Here is a 20,282-nt window from a genome sequence, read left to right on the forward strand (position 1 = left end):
GGAATTTGGCGGCGCCATCGGACTTCAGCTCGATGTCGCAGCCGCGATGGATCTTCTCCATGGTCCGGCACAGCGCCTCCAGCGCCGGCGTCACTTCGGTGACGGTGCCGATGATGGTGACCCGCGCCGCAATCCGCGCGCGTTCGAGATGGTGGGTGAGCTGGTCGCGCATCACATCCGCCTGCTCCAGCACTTTTGCAGCGAGCGGATCGGCGACATTGCCATTGGCACGCGCGACGCCGGCCTCGTTGACGATCACCGACAGCGGCGTCTTGATGGCATGGGCGAGATTGCCGACATGGGTGCGCGCGCGTTCGACAATGGCGCGGTTGGCATCGAGCAGTGCATTCATCTCGCGCGCCAGCGGCGCAAGCTCGACCGGATACGTCCCCTCCAGCCGTTCGGCGCGACCGGAGCGGATATCGGAAATGGCTTCCGAAAGACGCTTCAGCGGCGCGAGGCCGAAGCGGACCTGAAACAGCGTGGTCAGCGCCAGAACGATGGACAGCGCCGCAAAGGTGCTGCCGAGATAGTAGTCGAAGGCGCGGGTTTCCTCGGTGATCTCGGTGGCGTCGCCAGCCACGCTGATGCGGAATTTGCCGTCGGCGCCGAGATCGACCGGCCGCTCCACCATGCGCAGATGCTGGCCCTCGGGCCCGTCCACATAGCCGAGCCGCACCCCGGACGCCGTCAGCTCGGCACCCTGGTCCTCGAGCTTGGGCAGCTTCTTGTCCCACAGCGAGCGCGAGGCGCGGATCTCGGTCTTCTCGCCATCGGTCGGCGCGATCTCCCAATACCAGCCGGACAGCGGCAATTCGAACAGCGGCTCGCCCAGCGAAGGCATCGCTTGCGGATCAGCGGGATCGGACGGCGACGCCACTTCGGCGACCAGCGTGCGCAGGTACAGATTGAGCCGGCGATCGAAGGCGCGCTCGGTGGCGCCGCGATACACCGAGGACAGGATGATGCCGGTGAGGACGAGGATCACCACCACCCAGGCCGTCGCCGTGAGAAACAGGCGGGTGGCGAGCGAATTGGTCCGTGTCACGGCATCGCCATCACGCGCCCGCCTGCGGCGGGGTCAGGAGATAGCCGAGCCCGCGCACGGTCTGGATGATATCGACGCCGAGCTTCTTGCGGATGCGGCCGACAAACACCTCGATCGTGTTGCTGTCGCGATCGAAATCCTGATCATAGAGATGCTCCACCAGTTCGGTGCGCGAGATCACGCGGCCGGTGTGATGCATCAGATAGGACAGCAGCCGATATTCGTGGCTGGTCATCTTGATCGGATTGCCGGAGACGCTGACGCGCCCGGTGCGCGTGTCCAGCACCACCGGACCGCAGCTCAGCTCGGACTGTGCATGGCCGGTCGAGCGGCGCAGGAGCGCGCGGATGCGCGCCAGCACCTCCTCGAGATGGAACGGCTTGGCCACGTAGTCGTCGGCGCCGGCATCGAAGCCCTGCACCTTGTCGCTCCAGCGGTCGCGCGCAGTGAGGATCAGCACGGGCATCGCGCGATGATTGCGGCGCCAGGCCTCCAGCACCGAGATGCCGTCCATCTTGGGCAGGCCGATATCCAGCACCACCGCGTCATAGGGCTCGCTGTCGCCGAGGAAGTGCCCCTCCTCGCCATCGAAGGCGCGGTCGACAACATAGCCGGCATCGGTCAGCGCAGTGGTGAGCTGACGGTTCAGATCGGGATCATCTTCGACGACGAGCAGACGCACTTTCGTTCTCCACGTTCACACACCGAATGGAGCCCCCGGTGGGTGAACGCCAAATGAATACCGGCCGCCGCCGATATTACTTTTTCTTCACACCCTCTTTGGCCAATACCGTTTTGACCAGCTTTTCGATCATCCCCGGCGCATCCTGCCCGGTGACCGCGCTGACCTTTTCGCGGGTGCGGCCGCTGATATAGACGCCTAGCACGCCGAAACGGAACCCCCAATAGGTCGCCAGCAGTGCCGTGGCATTGACCAGCGCATTGATGGTCTGGATGTCCCCGGTCCAGAATTCATGCATGAGTACCGCCCAGAGCGCGCCGCATTCCACCGTCAATTCCAGCGCATAGGCCGGCCGCCACCAGCGCTGCAGGGCATCCTCGCTGGCGAGTTCGGCGCGGATCGTTGCCTGGGTTTCGGTGATCGCCGCCCGCTGCGTCTCCGCCTCGGCGCGGATCATCTCCGCCCACTGCGCTTCCGCCTCGGCCAACTTGTTCGGATCGACGGCGGGCAACGCCGCCTGCACGCTCGCCGGCGTCGAGGACGCCGCGCCGATGGTCTTGGCCAGAATCTCGCCCGCGATGCCGCCGAGCGGCCCGCCCAGGGCGGTGCCGAGCATCGGTGCGCCCAGGGAAATCACCTGCCTTGCAAGATCGCCCCATTCCATGATCAGGCCCTCCGGAATGCCGCAAGGACAGCGGCAATGATGGATGCGACGGTGGACGGCCGGGCGTCCGGCATCTCCGGCGCGAGCGGCGGCGATGCGATGGCCGGCTTCGTCACCGTAGCCGCCAGCTCGCGCTTCCACTTCGCAAGCCACACCTTGCGCTCCGCAAGGCCGATCGTGCCGCCGTTCAGCCGCTTCGTGACGCCGACGACGTCATCCGCTTTCGCGAAAGGCAGGCAACCGCAATTGATGAAGTCGGACACCGCGCAGTTGAGAAAATGCGCGGGATCAATCAGCAACTCCGGCTGCGCGATCACATCGAGCCCGGTCGCCTTCTTCACGCGCTGATAGCCCTCGCGTCCCGTCGTCTGCGCACCGCCGCGGCCGCGAAAATTCCAGCCGTCGTCCGAGCCGCTCCGATTACCCATGCGGCCGTTATAGACCTTGTTGGCCAGCGCCCGCGGATTGCCTGCAAAAGGCTGCGCACTCACCGATGTCGGAAAGCGCGACGGCCACACCTGCATCATGCGTGCGGCCGTGTAGTTCATGTTCTCGACCACATCGTGCCCTGCCCCGCATTCGTGGCTGATCTGCGCCATCACATGCGCGACGAGATCTGGCGTCGCGATGCCGTGACGCGCGAACACATCCTGTGAGGATCGCGCGATGCCGGCGACCAGGCCAGGCACGCGGCTATCGCCCCGCGGCCACAGGCGTCGCAGGCTGGCTTCATCGAGTTGCATGACATGCTCCGATGGCTGGATCAGTAGGGCGGATAAGCCGAAGGCGTCATCCGCCGGCCGAGTTCATAATCGAGACTCCGCGGCGGATAACGCTGCGCTCATCCGCACGGCCTTCGTCACGGAATGCGGTGGCCGTAAAAGCTGTTCTGCGCGGCCGCGATATAGCCGTCATTGGTTTCCAGCACCGCCCAGACGGCGATCGTGTCGCCGGCCGCGAGCTTCAGCACGGTGTTGGCACTCAGCGATGTCTTGTTGCTGACCAGCGCCGTTGAGGTCTGCATCCGCGCATCGTCGGTGAGTTCGCTGCCATTCCTGTAGAGTGTGGCGATCATCGAGCCGGGCAGCGCCGCATTGGCCTTGAACAGCACCCGATAGCCGATGAAATAATAGCCTGCCGCCGGCGCCACGAACTGGCTGTTCGCCGCATCGAACACGCTGAAATCATTGTGCCGCCCGTTGTTGAACTGCACTTTCGTCGGTGTATTCGCCGCGCAATATTTGTCAAAGTTCATATAGGCGGAGAATTTCGGCGACTGCATCAGGCTAGCCTGCCCGTTGCTCCGATCGATGGTCAGCGCCGGGCGAAACACCGTGCCATCGGCCGAAACCTTGATGGCCAGATTGTCGTCACCGAGCAGCCCGAGCAGAGCCCTTGCCGAAAATCCCGTCTGGAAAGCCAGTCCCGCATCCCTCGCCGCCAGCGCCTTGTTCAGCACCATCCGCAGGTCGCCGCTGCCCGGCGTCACATCGTCATGCGACAGCAGCACGGCGTCGGATTTGACGCTCAGCCGATTGGCGGCATCGGCCGCCGTGTTGACGCCGAGATGCGCCGCGTTGTCGAGCGCGAGATTGCGCAGGTCGCGCCAGGCCGCACCATCGAATACCAGCATGACATCGTCGGCGATCGACCAGATGCACCAGCCGGCCTTCGGCGCGAGAAACGCCCAGGCGCCATCCTGCCACGTCGCGATCGCATGCGCGTGACCGGCCCAGGCTTCGCTGGCGCCAGCCGCCACCACATGTCGCTGGCCTTCCGTCGGTGACGCAGGCGGCGCCATGCGCGTCCTGTCCAGCACCGCGATCTGGATCGCAGCATCGAGCAGGCGCAACGCCTCGTTATGCGTGACATGCTTCTGCGCCTGCCCACCATCGATATAGGGCAGTCCGAGATTGGGGGTGTCGGTCATGGATTGCTCGCTCTCTCAGCCGTCACCTGGCAATGACGGCTACAAATCGATCGTGATATCCGCGACCCGTCCCGCGCCGACGGTTCCGGACATCTGCATCACCCGCAGATGCAGGCTCGTCTGCGGCCCGCCAAAGTCCGCGACCTCGTCTGCCGCCGCATACAGCGCCAGCGGAGCCGTACAGGCGATGCTGCGCTTGACGCTGCTACCCGCAAGGATATCGAGCCGATAGGCCTCGCCATCTTCGCCCAGCGGCACCTCGCCGGCCCAGCCATCGCCATCGCTACGCGTGCGGCGGATCCAGCTCACATGCACGCCGTCGCTCCTGCGCACGGCTTTCACATGCACCGGCGCCAGCGGCAGCAGCGCGGTGCGATCCGGCACCACCGTCAGCGCCGTGGCACTCGGATCGTCGGTACTGCGCCCGCGGCCGACAAGCCGCAGCGACAGCGGCCGGTCCAGTGCATCCAGTCCGCGGGCGATGGGGACGAGGCTGGCATCGAGCAGAACGAAACGGGCGCCAGCGGGCAACGCCGCTGCCATGGCCTGTTCGCTGCCGCCCTGTCCCCGCAGCAGCCGCGACAAGAGATAGGTCCGCTCATCCACGAGTTCGGCCTGCGCAAACTGAAAGACCTCCCATCGTCCATCGCCGTTCTGTACCGCCGCCGCATTGCCGCCGCCGAGCACGCGCGCATCCGACAGCGCATTGAGCACGCCGCCATACAGGCGCACGCGCAGGCGCGATGCGTTGTCCCAACGCGCCACCGGTCCGGCGGGCAGGACATCCAGCGTCTCGCCGATCACCGCCGGCATCGGCGCAAAAGCTGTGACCTGAAAACTCGCCGCATCCTTCGACTGCCAGATCGTCACCCCGCCCGGCCACGGATTGGCAAACACCGCGAGCCGCGTCAGCACATCGGCCTGGCCGTTGTCGATCACAGGCAGGTTGAGCACCACGACCTGCAACGGCCCGAGCGCCGGTGGCACCACCGGTGTCCTGATGGTCGGCTGCAGCAGCGGCACTTCGAACAGGTCGGGATCGATGCTGCGTGCGGTCACCCGCCGCGCCTCGGCATCGATCAGCGCCTCGATCTCGAACAGCCGTCGCCGCCCGTCCAGCGTCAGCGCGATCACGTCGCCGGGACCCAGCGCAAACGACTCCATGCCGAGCGCGAAGTTGGCGCGCTCGCGCCCTGCCCACAGATCCTGCAGCCAGACCTCGGCGCGCTGGGTGGCTGCGGCATCGCTGGTGATGACGGCGAGATCGGCCTGCAGCAGCCGGTTGGCGCCGCCGACCAGTTTTCGCGAGGTGACTGCGCCGCGGCGATAATCCGCAAGCGCATCGGAAAAGCCGATGCCGATCTGTCGCGGCAGTTCCGTCTCCTGCGCGCGCACCACCTGCGCCAGTGCGCCTTGCTCCGGCGCAACGAGATCATCCTCGGAAAACTCCGCCACCACCTCGCCGCCGCGCGGGATGAAGCGCAATGCGCCGTCCGCCGCCGTCGCATTGAAGGCATAGGCGACAGCCAGCGGCTCGATCATCGCCCGCGGCGCCATCGGCCGGTCCACCACATAGCCGTCGCAGCCGCCGCGCAGCGCCGATGCATCCACGCCCGTGACATCGCTGTCACGCGCCAGCTGCTCCACCAGCGCATCCAGCGGTGCGCCGCCGAGGCGACCGTTGAGCCAGTGCCCGGTGTGCCAGTTGGCGCCGTCGCTCCAGACATCCTCCGCCGCCGGAAACACCGGATAAGGCCTGGAGTCCCAGGTCCACAGATGGATGGCGGACACGTCGATCATCCGCCCGCCATAGACCGGCGACACCGGATTGAGCGCATCGCTGCCGCCATGGACGGGATCGAAGACCGACAGCAGCGCTTCGAGATAGCGCCGCTGCATCAGGTCATCGCGCGCGCCGCTGGAAAAATACGGCGCAAAATTCTCGGACGATTTCGGATCGGGAAACACGCTGGGCTGATTGGCGCCCTTGTCGACCGCAGGGCAGCCGACCTCGGTCAGCCAGATCGGCTTGCTCTGCGGCGCCCAAGCGGTGGCACCGATCTCGACCCCGCCGACACGCTCATGATGCGTGTGCGACCACCAGCCCCACAGATCCTTCAGCCGGAACATCCAGGGCTTGCCGAGCCCGTCGCTGATCGCGCTGCGCAGCTGCGCGCCGCGTGCCGCATCATCCGGATAGAACCAGTCATAGGCCTCGCCACCGACGACATTGCCGCGCAGATAGTCGCGGTCATAAATCGAGCCGGCCTCATCCCGATCAAGATGCAACGCGCCATCGCGCCAGTCCGACAGCGGCGCATAATAGTCGATGCCCACCGCATCGATGGCCGGCGAGGCCCACAAGGCATCGAGCGGAAACCGCACCTCCGACGCGTCAGGCGTGACGACATCGGCGCCATATTCCGTCCAGTCGGCGCCATAGGTCACGACAGTGCCGCCGCCCGTGATGGACTTCACTTCGGCCGCGAGCGCCGACAACTGCGCGACGGCCGGATACACGCCCGCGCCTGAGCGCACCCGCGTCAGCCCGCGCAATTCCGAGCCGATCAGAAACGCATCGACGCCGCCCGCCAGCGCGACGAGATGCGCGTAATGCAGCACCATCCGGCGATAATTCCACACACCACCGGCGAAGAACGCATCCACCTGCGCACCGGCCTCGCTCGTCCCTTGCGGCGAGCCGGCCACGCCCGGCGCCGGATGGCACGTGATCCGCCCGCGCCACGGATAGGCCGGCTGCGCGGCCGCACCGCTCCATGGATCGGGCAGCGCATTGCCCGCGGGCACATCCATCATCACGAACGGATAGAAGGTGACCTTCAGCCCACGCGCTTTCAGCTCCGCAATGAGATTCACAACGCTTGCATCGGACGGCGTGCCGCCGAAGGCCGAGCGCCCATCCGCCTGCGACACCACATAGGCGAATGGCCGGATAACGCCCTGCACCGACCACAGCAGCGGATCGGTCTCCTTCACCAGGCTGTCGACGCCCGGCCTGATCACGCAGTGACCCGCGCGCAGGTCCGAACCGAACCAGGCGACCACGATGGCGACACGTTCGAGATTCGGGCACATGCCCTGCAGATCATCCAGCGCCGCCACCACGTCGCTGCGCGCCGAGGCGATATGGCGGTTCTCCGGCGCCGCCTCACCGGGCCCCACCACCTGCACCACCGGCGACGGCTCATAACCGAATTCCGTGGTGCCCGGGATCAGCGTCACCGCCCGCGTCATCTGTTCGAGCAGACCGATCGGCCTGATCACTTCGAATGACAGCTGCGGGATCCGGTTGCCGAAATTCTCCAGCGGCAGCCGCTCGAACACCACGTAGGCGAGCCCGCGATAGGCCGGAGCGTGACCCGCTCCTTCCTTGGCGACGATCAGCGCATCCGCCGCCTGGTCCTCGCTGCCGCGATGGACGCGGAAATTGATGCCATCGAGATCGAGCGGCTTGCCATCGGCCCATATGCGCGCGACGCGGCCGATCGTCCCCTCGCACAGCCCGACCGCGAAATTGGCGAAGTAGCTATAGGTCGCGCCGCTGTCATCCGCGCCGCCAAATCCCTTGCCGCCGCTGCCGTCATCGGTGCCGGCCACTTCCTCGAGCTGCGTCGCCCAGATCACCTGCCCCGCGAGCCGCGCCCGGCCATAGACGCGCGGCACCGGCGCGCCCTCGCTGGACGACATCACGTCGAGACTGCCGAGCCGCGGCCCTTCCGTACCCTTGCCGCTGCCGAACAGCGCATCGTCGATCAGCCCACCGATCGCCGCTCCCGCAATCTGCCCGATAGCCGCGCCCGCGGGCCCGAACACCCCGCCGATCGCCCTGCCGGCCATGGAGAGAACGAGCGTGGACATGGGATATCCCAAGCGTAATATACAGATGCAAGCGTCCCGGCAGGCCGGGGCGACGAATGTCATCACTGCAATTTTTTGAAAATCGTGGTCCCGCGCTAGGACTGGCAGAGTTCGTCAGAGCCACCAGTGAGTTGCGATCGGGGAACCGCTAGGCGACCTTGTCGAGCGATCGTTCGTAAGCGTTCAGGCTGGCACGCAGCTTGTCTCGCCACTTTGGCCCAAAGGCCGGGAGCGCCGAATTCACAACCCGAACCGCCTCGGCTTTGACCGCTTCACTTCGCTGCAGTTTGTCGTTCTGAAACAGCCACTTTGCGACAGAAGACCAGTCCCATAGCGGACTCTCTGATGTTACGCGGGCGACGGGAGCGGGAAAAGACCGGCCACGCTGCCCCTTCGAATACTGTGTCATAGCCGCTCTACTCATCCCGGCTCTCGCGGCGATGTCTGAGAGACTGACTAAAGGATCAGGCTCGATTCGATCGACCTTTGCTCCGGCAGCGATCACGCATTCGACTGCTGATACGATAGCATCCTCGATGGAGACGGCCTCCCGAGCAAAGTCGGCGATAATGCAACCCTTCTGAAAAGCGATCGTCGCGTCATCGCATCCGGCTTCGAAAAAGCGATCGGCGAAGTCTTCGGCCTCTGGATCGAGGCCCGACGCAATGATGCAGAATTCAAAAATCTTCATCTGTCCTGCTGTCCCTGATGGACACACCGATCGATATCGCGCTTGAGATCCTTGGCGTGGTTCTGCGGCGACCTCGGCGTCGACCACACGAAAACTTTGCAACCATCCCTGTCATGGTGCGCACAATAAAGCTTGCCCCATGCATGCCCACTGACCCTGGTCCATGACCAGCCTTTCGCCTCGGCATAGGCGACGACCGCTTCGATCTCCTTGTTCGGATGTGCGGGCCGTTTCGCCATCGTCGCGCGATCAATCTAATGCCACGTTAACAGTTGTCAACACACAAGCACGCCAAGAGACGCGCGAAACTTATACACAATCTATAATTGAAAGCCAGTTTTGGCGACGAGCCTTCGAGCGCGTGATCGTGGCTTACCACTCAGGTGCTTTCGCTTATCTTCGGAAACCGAAACGCGAATGCCAGCCGTCGTCGCCACCATGGCGCCAATGCGACTTCGCACACGGCGGCGCCGTCATGCGCGTGGATCATCGTGCCCTCGCCGCTGGCGATCGCGGCGTGCTTGGCCACGCAACCGTCGCGCCAGCGAAACAGCAGCACGTCGCCGGCCTCGAAGGCATCGCACGCCACGGCAATGAGATGCCTCTGACCTGCCGTCGCCAGTGCCTCTTCGCCGCGCGCTTCAGCCCAGTCCGGCGCGTAAGGCGGCGGCGCTTCGGGCTCGGCGCCGATACAGTTGCGCCAGACCCCGCGCACCAGGCCGAGACAATCGCAGCCGACGCCCTTGAGCGATGCCTGATGCCGATACGGCGTGCCGATCCAGCTGCGCGCCTCCGCCACGATGGCGGTGCGCAAGCTTGTTTCCGGCATCTGTTGCTCCTTTGACATGGCGCTGCCGCAATGCGCGATCCTCATTCCGGTGGCGGACCAGCGTCCTTATCTAATGACGTCGGCCCGCCGCGGGACTGCCAGCAGAGCCGCCGATCTCCCGCGCTGCCATGCGCGATCGACGCAAACCTGAGAGGGAGTGAGCTATGACGCATGTTGGAAAATGCTTCTGCGGCGCCGTCGAGATCGAAGTCGATGGCACACCGGAAGCGATGGGCTATTGCCACTGCCGTTCCTGCCGCTCCTGGTCCGGCGGCCCGGTCAATGCGTTCAGCCTGTGGAAGCCTTCGGCGGTCCGTGTCACGGCGGGTGCCGAACACATCGCCAGCTTCCAGAAGACCGCACTCAGTCAGCGTCAATACTGCAATCAATGCGGCGGGCATCTGATGAACAACCATCCGCCGCTGGGCCTGATCGATGTCTTCGCCGCCATGCTCCCGACCTTGCGCTTCGAGCCCGCGGTGCATGTCAACTACGCCGAGACAGTGCTGCCGATGAAGGACGGCCTGCCGAAGCTGAAAGACTTTCCATCCGAGTTCGGCGGCTCCGGCGAGATGATCGCCGAATAGGACGACTGGAGCACAGCGCGTGAAACAGGCAGTGATCGGGGCCGCATTTGCGGTTCTGGTCGCGCTCGCGCCGTGGCATGCACAGGCGCCGGCATCAGGCGACTGAGCTCATCCAAACATCGGTTCGCCGCTGTCCTCCGAAAGTGTGCCCGGCGTCGGATAACTCATGATGAAGTCATTGCCGGGAATATGCGGAAAGCCGCGAAAATTCTCGCTATTGGCAAAGCGGTCGCGGCAGGTTGCGAGTGTCTTGTCGCAGCCGGCGGTCACGGTGAACGTGTCACCGGACGCGACAGGTTCCGGCATCGCCTGCCACAGCGACAGCATCACCTCGCCGTCATCGGCGCGATGCAGCTTCACCTCGATGGACAGGCCCGCATTGACGCCGCCGGTCCAGCTCAGCCGTCCGGACGTGAAGACGCCATCCGCAAAAGCTGCAAGACCTTCGGCGACGAAGACGGACGTACCGAGCATGTCACCAACCGCTCCGGTGCCGCGGCGTGCGGGATCGTGGAGATTGACCTTGCACCTGGCGTCGCCGAGATCGGCATTGCACTTCGCCGTGTACAGCCGGCCGCTTTCCTGCGACAGCAGATCCGCGAGGCCGCGGATTTCCGCGATGAAGGCGATGCCTTCGCGTTTGACTTCGCCGATCCGTCCGCGCGCCATCAGGACGCGCAACGCGACGTCGCTCCAGTCCACCAGCCAGGTCTCGATCTTCGCGGCATCATAGCGTCCCGCGGCGAGATCCGCTTCGTTGAGGCCGTCGCCATCCAGCGCACCGGCGATGTCGCCGCCATCGACGGCGAGATCGACGCGTCCCGTTGCTTCCGATGCCGCAAAGCCGGTGCCGGCGCGAAAGGTCACGCCATCGAATGCGAGATCGCGATCGTGATCGGTGAAGCCCGTGATCACGCCATCGCGCCGCGTCAGCTTCCAGGCTAGCGCCAATGTTGTGACGCCGGAGTCGAGGCGCGCCTGCAAGGCGGACGGGATCGCCCTCATATCCGTATCTCCACCACCGGGATTTTCGGGATCGCCCCGGCCGCGAAGGCCGACAGATCCACTTCGAGATAATCGGTGTCGAACCGCACCGGTACATCAAAGCGAAAACCTGCGGTGATCGCAGCTCCCGCAGATGGCGCAACCGCCACCGTCACCAGTCCCGTCGTCGCATCGCAGGTGAATGCGGCCGGCAACAGCTCGCTGCCATTCACCGCGATCCGCACGCTGCCGTCCACCGGCTTGTCGATCACCCGCTGATACGGCGCAAAACTGCCGCCATAGGTTTTCACCAGCTGAAACGCGCGGCGGCTGCCATCGCCGGTGCCGATGCCCTGGTCGTGCGGCGAGATGCCTGACACGCCGGAGAGCTGATCGAGCCGGTCGCGCCAGCGAAAGCCATGCAGCCGTCCCCGCCGCTCCTCGAAGAACGCCACCGCGCTGCGCAGCGCTTCCAGCGTCTTGATGCCATAGCCGGCATCGAAGCGCCGCCGCGAATGCGCCCAGCGCGCATTGCGTGCCTCGCGGCCGGAGCCGAACGACACGATTTCGGTCCGCCGCTCCGGCCCGCCCGCACTCTTGAGCGCGATATCGAGCGGGAACAGCACCTCGTGAAAACCGCTCATGCGATGGCTCCGCTACAGGCTCCGCTGCCCGCGCGCCACCGCGCGCGCGATCTGGCCGGTGACGTAACTCTCCGAGCGACGAAAGCTCTCGGCGTCCGGCGTTGCGATCTGCACATGGATGACATTGCCGCCGCCCTGCGCCGCCACGCCGAGGCTGCCATCCGCCGCGCGCTGCAGCGGCAGGATCGCTTCCGGCCCGGCCTCGCCGGCGAGCCCGGTGCCGCCGGCCATCGGAAAATAACTGGGCGCACCGATGATGCCGCCATCCGCGAAGGCCTTCACATTGCTCACACTACCGATCAGGCTCGACACGACGTTCTTCAACCCGCCGACGAGGCCCGCCGCCGTCGGGTTCGCCACCAGCGACATCATCTTCGCGGCCAGCGATTTCAGCACGTCGTCGAATTTCTGCCCGCTCACGCTCGCCGCCGAAAACGACTCGGTCATGGTCTTGCCGAAAGTCGTCGCCGCCGTGGTCAGGCTCGTCGTCTTGTCGGTGAGGCCGACGAGACCCGCCGTCGTCGCCTGCAGATCGTGAGTGTCACTCATGGCTGACCTCGTCATCGGGAAACAGCTGCATCAACTCATCCAGCCGCGCCCGGCCGATGGTCTGCGGCACGCCACCCCGCAATGCGGTCATGGCCGCGGCCAGCTCGCGCGGCGTCATGCGCCAGAATGCATCGGGCGACAGCCGCAGCACGCCGAAGCCGACCTGCATCGCCGTCTGCCAGGGAAAGGCTGTCATGGCGCATCGCCCTCCCCATCGCCGAATGTCGCGACCACCAGTTCGGCCGCAATGGCGACAAAGCCGGCGGCGCCGCCCGGCGCATGCATCGCCGCCACCTCGTCATCGCTCACCGCCTCGCCGGCCCCGCGCAGCCCGGCGCCGATGATCGCAACCAGATCGCGCGCCGACAGCCGCCCGCCGCCAAAGCGCTCCGCGAGCGCCACGAGATCGCTCGCGCCGAACGCGGCCTCCAGTTCCGCCAATGCGCCGAGCGTCAGCACCAGCGTGCGCTGCCGCTCGCCAAGCTCGGCCGTGATCTCGCCCCGATGCCGGTTCGGCATGCCCGCCTCCTCACGCCGCCACGAATGTCAGCGGTCCCGCCGATTCCAGTGCGATGTCGAAGGTGACCTCGCCATTGTGCTCGCCGGCGAATTCCAGGCTGGCGATCTGGAACAGGCCGGTGATGGTGCCGAAATCCGGCACCGCGATCTGGCATTGATTGATGGTGCCGTCGAAGAATTGCTGCCGCACCAGCGCATCCGACGCGCCGTCCTTGAACAGCCCCCGCCCCGACAGCGATGCGCGCCGCACGCCGGCGCCGGCCAGAAGCTCGCGCCAGCGATCGACGGACTCCGCATGGGTGATGTCCACCAGCTCCGCATTAAACGCGATGCGCCGGCTGCGCAGCCCGGACACCGTCACATAACTGGTGCCATTGTGGATCTTCAGCAGCAGATCCTTGCCCTTCTGTGCGGCCATCAGGCTCTCCGTTAGCTCAGGGGTTCGGTGACGGCGCGAAAGCGCAGCACCGCGTGATAGGTGCGCCCGTCGCTCTCGCGCCGGATGTCCGCCACGGCAAAGCGCAGATTGACCAGCCGATGCCCGGCAGGCGCCAGCGGCGCCTCATCCAGCGCCTGCAGCAGCGCACCGGCGATCACATGCGCCTCCCTGTGCCCGCCCTGGCGCGACCACGCGTGCAGCACCAGCTGATGCTCCTGCACGGCGCCGTCATCGGTGGAGATGTCGGTGATGACGGCATCGCCGAGCGTGACATAAGGAAACGCCGCATCGCGCGGCACCTCGTCATGCACGCGCGCGCCGCCGAGCACGGCGATCAGCGCGGTGTCGGCCTTCAGCGCCGCATGAACTGCCGCGCGCAGCGCGACATTGGCAGCAAGCATGATGGGCCCCTCATGTCACCCGATATTCGGCATGGATCTCGGTGAAGCGGCGATCCGCGCTGTCGCCGAGCCCCGTGATGCGATAGATCCTGCTGCCATCCGCCAGCCGATGCCGCAGCGTCAACGCCAGCCCGCTGCGCAGCACGATGCGCAGCTTCACCACCGCGCCATCGCTATCGGCCTCGCCGCCATGCTGCACACGCTCCGGCATCACGGCGGCCCACACCGTCGCCACCGGCACATGGCCGCGCAGCACACCGCCCTGCCCGTCATCGCTCTCGACGGGCGCCTCGATGACGAGGCGCGTCTTCATGCGGCCGGGATTTTTCATAGCGCCAGCATCCGATACGGCGCGATCAATGCGCTCACGCTCGCCGGCACCAAAGCGCCATCCACCGTGGCCACGCGATGGTCGTACCAATGCGCCAGCAGCAGCCGCACGGCCTGGCGCAGGTCCGCCGGCACATCAGAGGCGTCGGCGCCATAGCCGCAGCGCACATCGAGCGCGATTCCCGCGCGTGCGCGCCCGGGCACCGGCAGCGCGAAACACGGCGCCGCGATCACATTGGCCCCGACATCGACGACAAAACTCTCGCCATCCAGGTCGCGGACCGTCCCATCGGCATCGAACAGCCGCGCCGCCACCAGTTCCCGCAGCGGCCCGATCCGCGGCGCAAAACGTCCGTCGCGCGGCCAGGCGTCCAGCACGAAGCGCCAGGTCTGCGCCAGCAGCGCGCGCCGTGTCATCGCCTCCACATGCACCCGCGCCGCCGCGATCAGCGCGGTGATGACGGCATCGTCATCGCCATGCTCCACGCGCAAAAACGCCTTCGCCTCGGCGAGCGTCAGCGGCTCGTTCACTGGCGGTGTCAGCAGAACAGCAGACATGCGGCCCTCGGCATATGTGATGGGACAATTCGGGGAATTGACATCGCGGCAGCGCGGCGGTGACATCCCGCCATGATTCAGACAGGTCGCGCGCTGGCGGTGGCAGCGCTCACTTCATTGTTCGCAGCCACGGCGTTCGTCTTGCCCGCGCAGGCGCTGGTCGGCGGCGCCGAACGCGATCAGGGCGCGCTCGGCCGCGGCGTGCTCACCATTGTCGGCTCGCGCGGCAATTTCTGTTCGGGCGCGCTGATCGCGCCGACGCTGGTGCTCTCCGCCGCGCATTGCGTGACGCCCGGCGCCAGCTACAAGATCGTGCAATATGACAGCGACCGGCAGCCGCAGCTGATCGCCGTGAGGCGCGTCGCCGATCATCCCGGCTTCAATGCGCAGGGCATCAAGGCCCATCGCGCCAGCGCCGACATCGCGCTGCTGCAGCTCAACGAACCGCTCGCCGGCAAGACCGCGCTGCCACTCGGCCGCCCGCTCGAGCCGTTCGAGGCCGGCCAGGACTACACCATCGCCGGCATCGGCGTCGCCGCGCGCGGCGATGGCAAGAGCGGCGGCACGGTGCGCTCGGCGCAGCTCGTCTCCACCAGCCATCCCGGCAAGTTGCAGATCCGCCTGCTCGATCCCGCCACCAATAACGAGCGCCCCGGCCTCGGCGCCTGCACCGGCGACTCGGGCGGCCCCGTGCTGCAGCAGCAGAGCGGCCGCCCTGTCGTGATCGGCGTGATCTCCTGGTCCACCGGCGCGAAGAGCAGCGCCGGCTGCGGCGGCCTCACCGGCGTGACGCCGCTGACGCTCTATCGCGACTGGATCCTGAAGACCGCGAAAGCCTGGGGCGTGGCGCTGTAGGGCGGATGAGCCGAAGGCGTCATCCGCCATTCTTCGTCCCATGCAATCGGCCGGCGGATTACGCCCCGCTCATCCGCCCTACGTCTGCGCGCCCATCGTTAATCTTCTTGAAACCTTCTCCGCTATCCTTGGCGAATCATGCGGACATTCGCCCTCATCCTCGCCTTCACCGCCACAACGGCTAACGCCGCCGATCTCGCCGGCCACAGCCGCCTGGGCGCGGTGTTCGCCGAGCCGGCGCCCGGCCCCCGCCGTGTCGTGGTGGTGGAGAAGGAAAAGCCGGTCGAGGAACCGATCGTCACCTATGCCCCGGAGGTCTATATTCCCTCCATCGTGCATGGCTATTACGGCAAGCCGAATTCGTATTATTATCGCTCCTATTACGGCACGAAGCCGGAGACGATCTTCAGCCGCGCGCCCTATGCCTGCGGCTGGTACGGCTATTGCTGAGCCGCGCGCTTGCAACAGTGCCTCGAGGCGAGATCCTTGACGACTTTGTGAACGGGCAAGAGCGAAACGCGTCACCACATGAGGAAGTAGCTTTCACCGCCGGGAGGAAAGCCACTTGGGCAAGGAAGAAAAGACCGAAGCCGAACTCGAAGAGATGATCGCCCAGCGCATCGTTGTCGGCGGCGTCTATGTCTCCGTCCGCCCCGATCCCCTGCTCGGCTGGCGGCCGATGGTGATCACCGCGCCGAAACACGCGACCTATGCGCAGAAACTGGCGGATGACGTGGCGGTGGAGTTGAGGAAGAGGTTTGTGTTGAAGGGGGACCCATGAGGACATTGGCCAAGCACCATGCTTGCGACCGCTATCGAATTCCGAAAAGTCTTTCGCTCAGTTGTCCTTTGCATCGAACCGCTTGAACTTCTCGATGCTTTCTTCGAAATTATCCAGTGTGTAGCTGGCATCCGCTGACTGAGGCAGCTGGCCGGTTTCACGAATTCCTATCAAAGTCTTTCGAACTTGCTCGGGCGCGATCGTCAAAAGCGCGTAAGCGGCCATAAAGCGGACCTGGATATTTGGCGCCTCAAGCAAAGGAAGGAGCGCCATCCGCTGATCGCCCTCGCGGGCTTTGAGTTCACGTTTGATCAATTCGATCCGATCGTAAAGTCGATTGTATCGAGCTGTCTGGAATGTTTCCACCGCCTCGTGTTGCGCCAGCGCCAACTCCAAGAACTTTGCAACCAGTTCGGACGTATCCAGCTTTGTATTCTTCTCGCTGTTCATTCGAGCACCTTGAAGTGTCTAAGTCGCTCCAGACCGATCCACGTTTGCTCTTCCCAGCTCATATCTCGCAAAACCTCTTGCGGAGATTTCCCTCCATAATCAGGATTTTTCGTAGCATACCATCTACTCAGTTCGATATGCTTCAGTTGCGGTATCCTCACCACATTGGCTCGTTGCTCGATCCGGGCATCACCAAACCTGTCACGATTATATTGGTGTTGATTGACGATGTGGTGATCATGATAGCCCGGCTCGCTAGGCCCCTCCGCTCGCCGCTGAAGCTGTCCGAGTGGAGCGGGCGGATCATTGGCCGTTCTGATCATGTGCGAGAGTCGTGCAATATCCTCTACCTGATCCAAAAGACCAAAGAATGCTGCGATCCCGATCGCGGAACGACCGAACAGCCAGCTGGCAGCAGCGCGTACAAACGACATGCGCTCTGCAGTTGTCTTCGGCATACTTTGCGGAATCTCCGGCGCACCGTCCAGGTCGGGGCCTTTATTGTGCCCCATACCGATTGGTGACGAGGCCAGCCAGAAAATGTCTGAATCGCTCTGACCACCGCCGCCCTCTCCTTCGCCCTCTCTTTCGGAGTCGCGTGGCGTAAAGATATAGACTCTGGTATTGTCGGTGCTCGGATCGTCCTCGTCTTCGTCTTCACCCTGCAATCCGAATGTGAACTGCCCTCCATTCGGGCCACCGGCGTCAATTCGCGGCTGCCCCTCCCACTTCCGCTCCGGCGGGAGATAGCGCGCGATATCCGGTCGGAGATATCGTGCGCCATCCGGGCGCACGAACCGACATTGCTGGTGAAACAGCCAGGCGTTCATCCGCACACCCGTGCAAGCTAGTGATGGAAGATGATCAGGAATGCTGTCAGGGCCGGGCTTTGACCCGGCCATCCAACTTGCAGCGACGAAGCAACATGAATGTGCGGATCGCCTGAACATGAGATCGGAGAGCGATGATCGCGTCGCACGACGCCGATCCTTCAACCGCTCGACTCGGCCGCGCTCTCGCTCCCAGATCAGCCTCACACAAGCTTTTTCTGACAACGATGCAGCACATGCGCCGTGCCGCTCTCGTGTCGTCGCGCGCTGATCAGAAGGAACGCTCGTCGTGCTGCGCCCGCTTGCCCACGCCTGCATCGCTGCTGTCATGACGCTTCCAGCAGCGGCCGCCGATCTCTCCGGCTATCCGCGCCAAGGCTACGGCAAAATAGCGGAACCGGCGCCAGTTGCTGGCCGCGGGCGCTACCTCGAAGTCCAGTCTCCGGCCTGGGACAAAATCACCACTTACTCGCCGCAGGGCGGTGTGCCTGTGCAGGTTCACCGCTATTTCGGTCCGCCGCAGGTTTCCTACTATTACAGCCACTACGGCGCGCCGCAGGAACTGCTCATCGGGCGTCCGCAGTTCGGCTGCAACTACTTCACTTATTGCTGAGTGACCGAGTGCAGGCGACACATATCGCCCGCACCATTGGCGATCTCTCAGCTCGCCGCCATCTTCAGCAGCTTGATCGCGTCAAAGTCCTGCACGCCGCCACCGACACGCTTGGTCGTGTAGAACAGCACGTAGGGCTTGGCGCTGTAGGGATCGCGCAGCACCCGCACACCGACCCGGTCCACGATCAGGTAGCCGCGCTGAAAGTCGCCGAACGCCACCGCCAGCGCATTCGCCGCGACATCCGGCATGTCCTCCGCCTCCACCACCGGAAACGTCATCAAGGTGGCGCGGCCGCCGCTCTGGGCAGGCGGCTGCCACAGATAGGCGCCAGTGGAGTCCTTGAATTTCCGGATCGTCGCCTGGGTCTTGCGGTTCATCACGAAACTGCCGTTCTGTCGATAGCCGGCCTTCAGCGCATAGATCAGATCGACCAGCGTGTCGGACGGGTTCGAGGCCGCAAACGCACCCGCAACGCCCGATGCGAGATAGCCGAGATTGCCCCAGCTCCAGGACGCATTCGCCACCGCCGTATAGTTCAGAAAGCCCTTGGGCTTGTTGACGCCGTCACCGCCGACAAAGGCCGCGCCCTCCTGCATGGCGAAGACGAGCTCGACTTCGGAGGCAATCCACTGGTCGAGATCGACGGCGCTGTCATCGAGCAGTGTCGCCGTCGCCGCCGGCATGGCGTAGAGCTCCATCGCCGGGAACGACAGCGCATCCAGCGTCGGAGACGCCGTTTGCGGCCGCGCATCGGTCTCGCCAACCCACCCCGTCGCCGGTCCCGCGGTCATGAATGGCTTCTTGTAGACGCTGCTGGAGATCTCGCGTACCGAGGCGATGCTGCGGATGGGCGAGATCGCCATCAACCGCTGGCCGATGGTGCGCTCCAGCTCTGGCGGCACGAGATGGCCGCCGTCAGGATTGGAGCCCACCGACATCGCCTTGGTCTCGAGTGCGCGCAGCGCCTCGACATCGCCGGAGCGTACATAGGCATCGAAGGCGCTCTTGTGCTCGCGCGCGCCCATGTCGCGCGCCGCACGCGAGCCGCCGATGCCAGGCCGCGCCGCACGCAGCACGATATCATCCAGCCGCCGCTGCTGTGCATCCAGCGCCGCATTGATGCGATCGACCTTCTGCTCCAACAGCACATCGCCGCGCTTCCGCTCGATATCCGCCAGGCGCTCGTCGTTCGCCGCCTTGAAGTCTTCAAAGGTCTGCCGCAGCTCGTCATAGCTTTCGCGCGGCGCGGCGAAGCCGGCCTTATGCTCGGGGGCAGCGTCGGTGAGATCGAAGTTCATGATGGTCTCCGGGTTGATGGACATGGTTGAGATCGGACATGCGAGTGCCCGGCCGCGATTGACCGATATTTTCTCTGGCATCATGTGGAGCAGCTCTGGGCGCATGGATCACGCATGACGACGCGCGACCGCATCGAGCCGCCAGTGAGCCTAGCGACGTCGCTTCAGCTGGGTCAAAGCCATCAGGGTCTTGACGCGTTCCGCGATCCGCTCAGCTTCTGCAGCCTGCGTCTCGCCGAACAGGCCGCTGGGAAATCCAGGCGGAAGAAAATCGCGTCTTAGATCGTCAATAATGCGGTCACGATAAACAATGACGCCCATACCCGGCCATGTGTCTTCCTTACCGACGACGTCGACACGGATCGTGATGTACCAGCCGGGAAATGAGTGCAGCAGGTTCTGTAACGCAGCGAGGAGGACAGGCTGGAAGAGATCGAGCTTCTGAAATTCGAGTTGCTGGGAGTAGCGCCCCCAGTTCTCGTCCAGCAGCCAGTAGTCGCCTTTTCCGAAAGCATTTTTTACGCCGTAGAGATCGACGACCCCCGTGATTGCATCGTGAAGGATCTGCCAGTCTCGTTGCTGTTTGACTTCAACATCGATACTCATGCCGGCATCCTCACTGGGAGCCCCGCCCCGTTCGCAATAGCTTCAATCTACGCAGCAAACGACCAGAGTCGTTGTAACCACGAAACACGGCGGGTGTCCGGCTGCGAGTCCC

Annotated in this window: 26 protein-coding genes; 5 read left to right on the forward strand and 21 right to left on the reverse strand. The window is 64.8% G+C overall.

Annotated features, from left to right (window positions below; genetic code table 11):
• The 8 genes from ACIQ17_RS17525 to ACIQ17_RS17560 form a co-directional block, all read right to left on the reverse strand.
• Nucleotides 1-1,048 (reverse strand): HAMP domain-containing protein (locus ACIQ17_RS17525; protein WP_398470340.1); only part of this gene is annotated, 1,048 nt, incomplete at its 3' end.
• 10 nt (nucleotides 1,049-1,058) lie between these two features.
• Complete coding sequence (locus ACIQ17_RS17530; protein ID WP_398470341.1) at nucleotides 1,059-1,730, reverse strand: response regulator transcription factor; 672 nt, start codon at nucleotides 1,728-1,730, stop codon at nucleotides 1,059-1,061.
• Between the two features lie 76 nt (nucleotides 1,731-1,806).
• Nucleotides 1,807-2,394, reverse strand: coding sequence for a 3TM-type holin (locus ACIQ17_RS17535; protein ID WP_398470342.1), 588 nt, complete (start codon nucleotides 2,392-2,394; stop codon nucleotides 1,807-1,809).
• A 2-nt stretch (nucleotides 2,395-2,396) separates the two neighbouring features.
• Nucleotides 2,397-3,137: a glycoside hydrolase family 19 protein gene (locus ACIQ17_RS17540; RefSeq protein WP_398470343.1), complete on the reverse strand. Its 741-nt coding sequence runs from the start codon at nucleotides 3,135-3,137 to the stop codon at nucleotides 2,397-2,399.
• A gap of 116 nt (nucleotides 3,138-3,253) precedes the next feature.
• Nucleotides 3,254-4,324, reverse strand: coding sequence for a DUF2793 domain-containing protein (locus tag ACIQ17_RS17545; protein ID WP_398470344.1), 1,071 nt, complete (start codon nucleotides 4,322-4,324; stop codon nucleotides 3,254-3,256).
• A gap of 39 nt (nucleotides 4,325-4,363) precedes the next feature.
• Nucleotides 4,364-8,203 carry a glycoside hydrolase/phage tail family protein gene (locus ACIQ17_RS17550; protein WP_398470345.1) on the reverse strand — a complete coding sequence of 1,280 codons (3,840 nt, stop codon included), beginning with the start codon at nucleotides 8,201-8,203 and terminating at the stop codon, nucleotides 4,364-4,366.
• Nucleotides 8,204-8,351: 148 nt separating this feature from the next.
• Nucleotides 8,352-8,894: a hypothetical protein gene (locus tag ACIQ17_RS17555; RefSeq protein ID WP_398470346.1), complete on the reverse strand. Its 543-nt coding sequence runs from the start codon at nucleotides 8,892-8,894 to the stop codon at nucleotides 8,352-8,354.
• A 379-nt stretch (nucleotides 8,895-9,273) separates the two neighbouring features.
• Nucleotides 9,274-9,723, reverse strand: a complete 450-nt coding sequence (locus tag ACIQ17_RS17560) for an NlpC/P60 family protein (protein WP_398470347.1) — start codon at nucleotides 9,721-9,723, stop codon at nucleotides 9,274-9,276.
• A 164-nt stretch (nucleotides 9,724-9,887) separates the two neighbouring features.
• On the opposite strand from ACIQ17_RS17560, the gene ACIQ17_RS17565 reads away from it, so the two are divergent.
• Nucleotides 9,888-10,310 carry a GFA family protein gene (locus tag ACIQ17_RS17565; protein ID WP_398470348.1) on the forward strand — a complete coding sequence of 141 codons (423 nt, stop codon included), beginning with the start codon at nucleotides 9,888-9,890 and terminating at the stop codon, nucleotides 10,308-10,310.
• A 108-nt stretch (nucleotides 10,311-10,418) separates the two neighbouring features.
• Here ACIQ17_RS17565 and ACIQ17_RS17570 read toward each other — a convergent pair whose 3' ends face one another.
• Genes ACIQ17_RS17570 through ACIQ17_RS17610 form a run of 9 tightly spaced genes read right to left on the reverse strand, consistent with a single transcriptional unit; the run spans nucleotide 10,419 to nucleotide 14,734 of the window.
• The gene (locus tag ACIQ17_RS17570) at nucleotides 10,419-11,315 is read right to left on the reverse strand and encodes a DUF2163 domain-containing protein (RefSeq protein WP_398470349.1); all 897 of its coding nucleotides are present in this window, start codon (nucleotides 11,313-11,315) and stop codon (nucleotides 10,419-10,421) included.
• Complete coding sequence (locus ACIQ17_RS17575; RefSeq protein ID WP_398470350.1) at nucleotides 11,312-11,938, reverse strand: TIGR02217 family protein; 627 nt, start codon at nucleotides 11,936-11,938, stop codon at nucleotides 11,312-11,314. The genes ACIQ17_RS17570 and ACIQ17_RS17575 overlap by 4 nt, the downstream gene beginning before the upstream one ends.
• A 12-nt stretch (nucleotides 11,939-11,950) precedes the next feature.
• The gene (locus ACIQ17_RS17580) at nucleotides 11,951-12,487 is read right to left on the reverse strand and encodes a phage tail tape measure protein (RefSeq protein WP_398470351.1); all 537 of its coding nucleotides are present in this window, start codon (nucleotides 12,485-12,487) and stop codon (nucleotides 11,951-11,953) included.
• The gene (locus ACIQ17_RS17585; RefSeq protein ID WP_398470352.1) at nucleotides 12,480-12,683 is read right to left on the reverse strand and encodes a rcc01693 family protein; all 204 of its coding nucleotides are present in this window, start codon (nucleotides 12,681-12,683) and stop codon (nucleotides 12,480-12,482) included. Before ACIQ17_RS17585 ends, ACIQ17_RS17580 begins: the two co-directional genes overlap by 8 nt.
• On the reverse strand, nucleotides 12,680-13,006 hold the full coding sequence (locus tag ACIQ17_RS17590; protein ID WP_398470353.1) for a gene transfer agent family protein: 327 nt from the start codon (nucleotides 13,004-13,006) through the stop codon (nucleotides 12,680-12,682). The genes ACIQ17_RS17585 and ACIQ17_RS17590 overlap by 4 nt, the downstream gene beginning before the upstream one ends.
• A 10-nt stretch (nucleotides 13,007-13,016) precedes the next feature.
• On the reverse strand, nucleotides 13,017-13,424 hold the full coding sequence (locus ACIQ17_RS17595; protein WP_398470354.1) for a phage major tail protein, TP901-1 family: 408 nt from the start codon (nucleotides 13,422-13,424) through the stop codon (nucleotides 13,017-13,019).
• A gap of 11 nt (nucleotides 13,425-13,435) precedes the next feature.
• Nucleotides 13,436-13,846, reverse strand: a complete 411-nt coding sequence (locus ACIQ17_RS17600) for a DUF3168 domain-containing protein (protein WP_398470355.1) — start codon at nucleotides 13,844-13,846, stop codon at nucleotides 13,436-13,438.
• Nucleotides 13,847-13,856: 10 nt separating this feature from the next.
• Entirely contained in the window at nucleotides 13,857-14,177 is a 321-nt protein-coding gene (locus tag ACIQ17_RS17605) for a head-tail adaptor protein (protein WP_398470356.1), read from the reverse strand.
• Nucleotides 14,174-14,734 carry a head-tail connector protein gene (locus ACIQ17_RS17610; RefSeq protein WP_398470357.1) on the reverse strand — a complete coding sequence of 187 codons (561 nt, stop codon included), beginning with the start codon at nucleotides 14,732-14,734 and terminating at the stop codon, nucleotides 14,174-14,176. Before ACIQ17_RS17610 ends, ACIQ17_RS17605 begins: the two co-directional genes overlap by 4 nt.
• A 72-nt stretch (nucleotides 14,735-14,806) precedes the next feature.
• Between ACIQ17_RS17610 and ACIQ17_RS17615 the strand changes: the two genes are divergently transcribed.
• The 3 genes from ACIQ17_RS17615 (at nucleotide 14,807) to ACIQ17_RS17625 (ending at nucleotide 16,370) form a co-directional block, all read left to right on the forward strand.
• Nucleotides 14,807-15,589 carry a S1 family peptidase gene (locus ACIQ17_RS17615; RefSeq protein ID WP_398470358.1) on the forward strand — a complete coding sequence of 261 codons (783 nt, stop codon included), beginning with the start codon at nucleotides 14,807-14,809 and terminating at the stop codon, nucleotides 15,587-15,589.
• A 138-nt stretch (nucleotides 15,590-15,727) separates the two neighbouring features.
• Nucleotides 15,728-16,039: a hypothetical protein gene (locus ACIQ17_RS17620; protein ID WP_398470359.1), complete on the forward strand. Its 312-nt coding sequence runs from the start codon at nucleotides 15,728-15,730 to the stop codon at nucleotides 16,037-16,039.
• A gap of 115 nt (nucleotides 16,040-16,154) precedes the next feature.
• Nucleotides 16,155-16,370 (forward strand): hypothetical protein, encoded by a 216-nt coding sequence (locus ACIQ17_RS17625; RefSeq protein ID WP_398470360.1) that lies wholly within the window; start codon nucleotides 16,155-16,157, stop codon nucleotides 16,368-16,370.
• Between the two features lie 57 nt (nucleotides 16,371-16,427).
• On the opposite strand, the gene ACIQ17_RS17630 is transcribed toward ACIQ17_RS17625, so the two are convergent.
• A complete protein-coding gene (locus tag ACIQ17_RS17630) occupies nucleotides 16,428-16,820 on the reverse strand; it encodes a DUF2019 domain-containing protein (protein WP_398470361.1) in 393 nt (130 codons plus the stop codon).
• On the reverse strand, nucleotides 16,817-17,650 hold the full coding sequence (locus tag ACIQ17_RS17635; RefSeq protein ID WP_398470362.1) for a hypothetical protein: 834 nt from the start codon (nucleotides 17,648-17,650) through the stop codon (nucleotides 16,817-16,819). Before ACIQ17_RS17635 ends, ACIQ17_RS17630 begins: the two co-directional genes overlap by 4 nt.
• 289 nt (nucleotides 17,651-17,939) lie before the next feature.
• Here ACIQ17_RS17635 and ACIQ17_RS17640 point away from each other — a divergent pair, with 289 nt between their 5' ends.
• Nucleotides 17,940-18,263, forward strand: coding sequence for a hypothetical protein (locus ACIQ17_RS17640; RefSeq protein ID WP_398470363.1), 324 nt, complete (start codon nucleotides 17,940-17,942; stop codon nucleotides 18,261-18,263).
• Between the two features lie 47 nt (nucleotides 18,264-18,310).
• Here ACIQ17_RS17640 and ACIQ17_RS17645 read toward each other — a convergent pair whose 3' ends face one another.
• Nucleotides 18,311-19,564, reverse strand: a complete 1,254-nt coding sequence (locus ACIQ17_RS17645) for a phage major capsid protein (RefSeq protein WP_398470365.1) — start codon at nucleotides 19,562-19,564, stop codon at nucleotides 18,311-18,313.
• Between the two features lie 150 nt (nucleotides 19,565-19,714).
• Nucleotides 19,715-20,170: a hypothetical protein gene (locus ACIQ17_RS17650; protein ID WP_398470364.1), complete on the reverse strand. Its 456-nt coding sequence runs from the start codon at nucleotides 20,168-20,170 to the stop codon at nucleotides 19,715-19,717.
• Between the last annotated feature and the right edge of the window lie 112 nt (nucleotides 20,171-20,282).

Source organism: Tardiphaga sp., from assembly GCF_044340795.1.
Classification (GTDB): domain Bacteria; phylum Pseudomonadota; class Alphaproteobacteria; order Rhizobiales; family Xanthobacteraceae; genus Tardiphaga.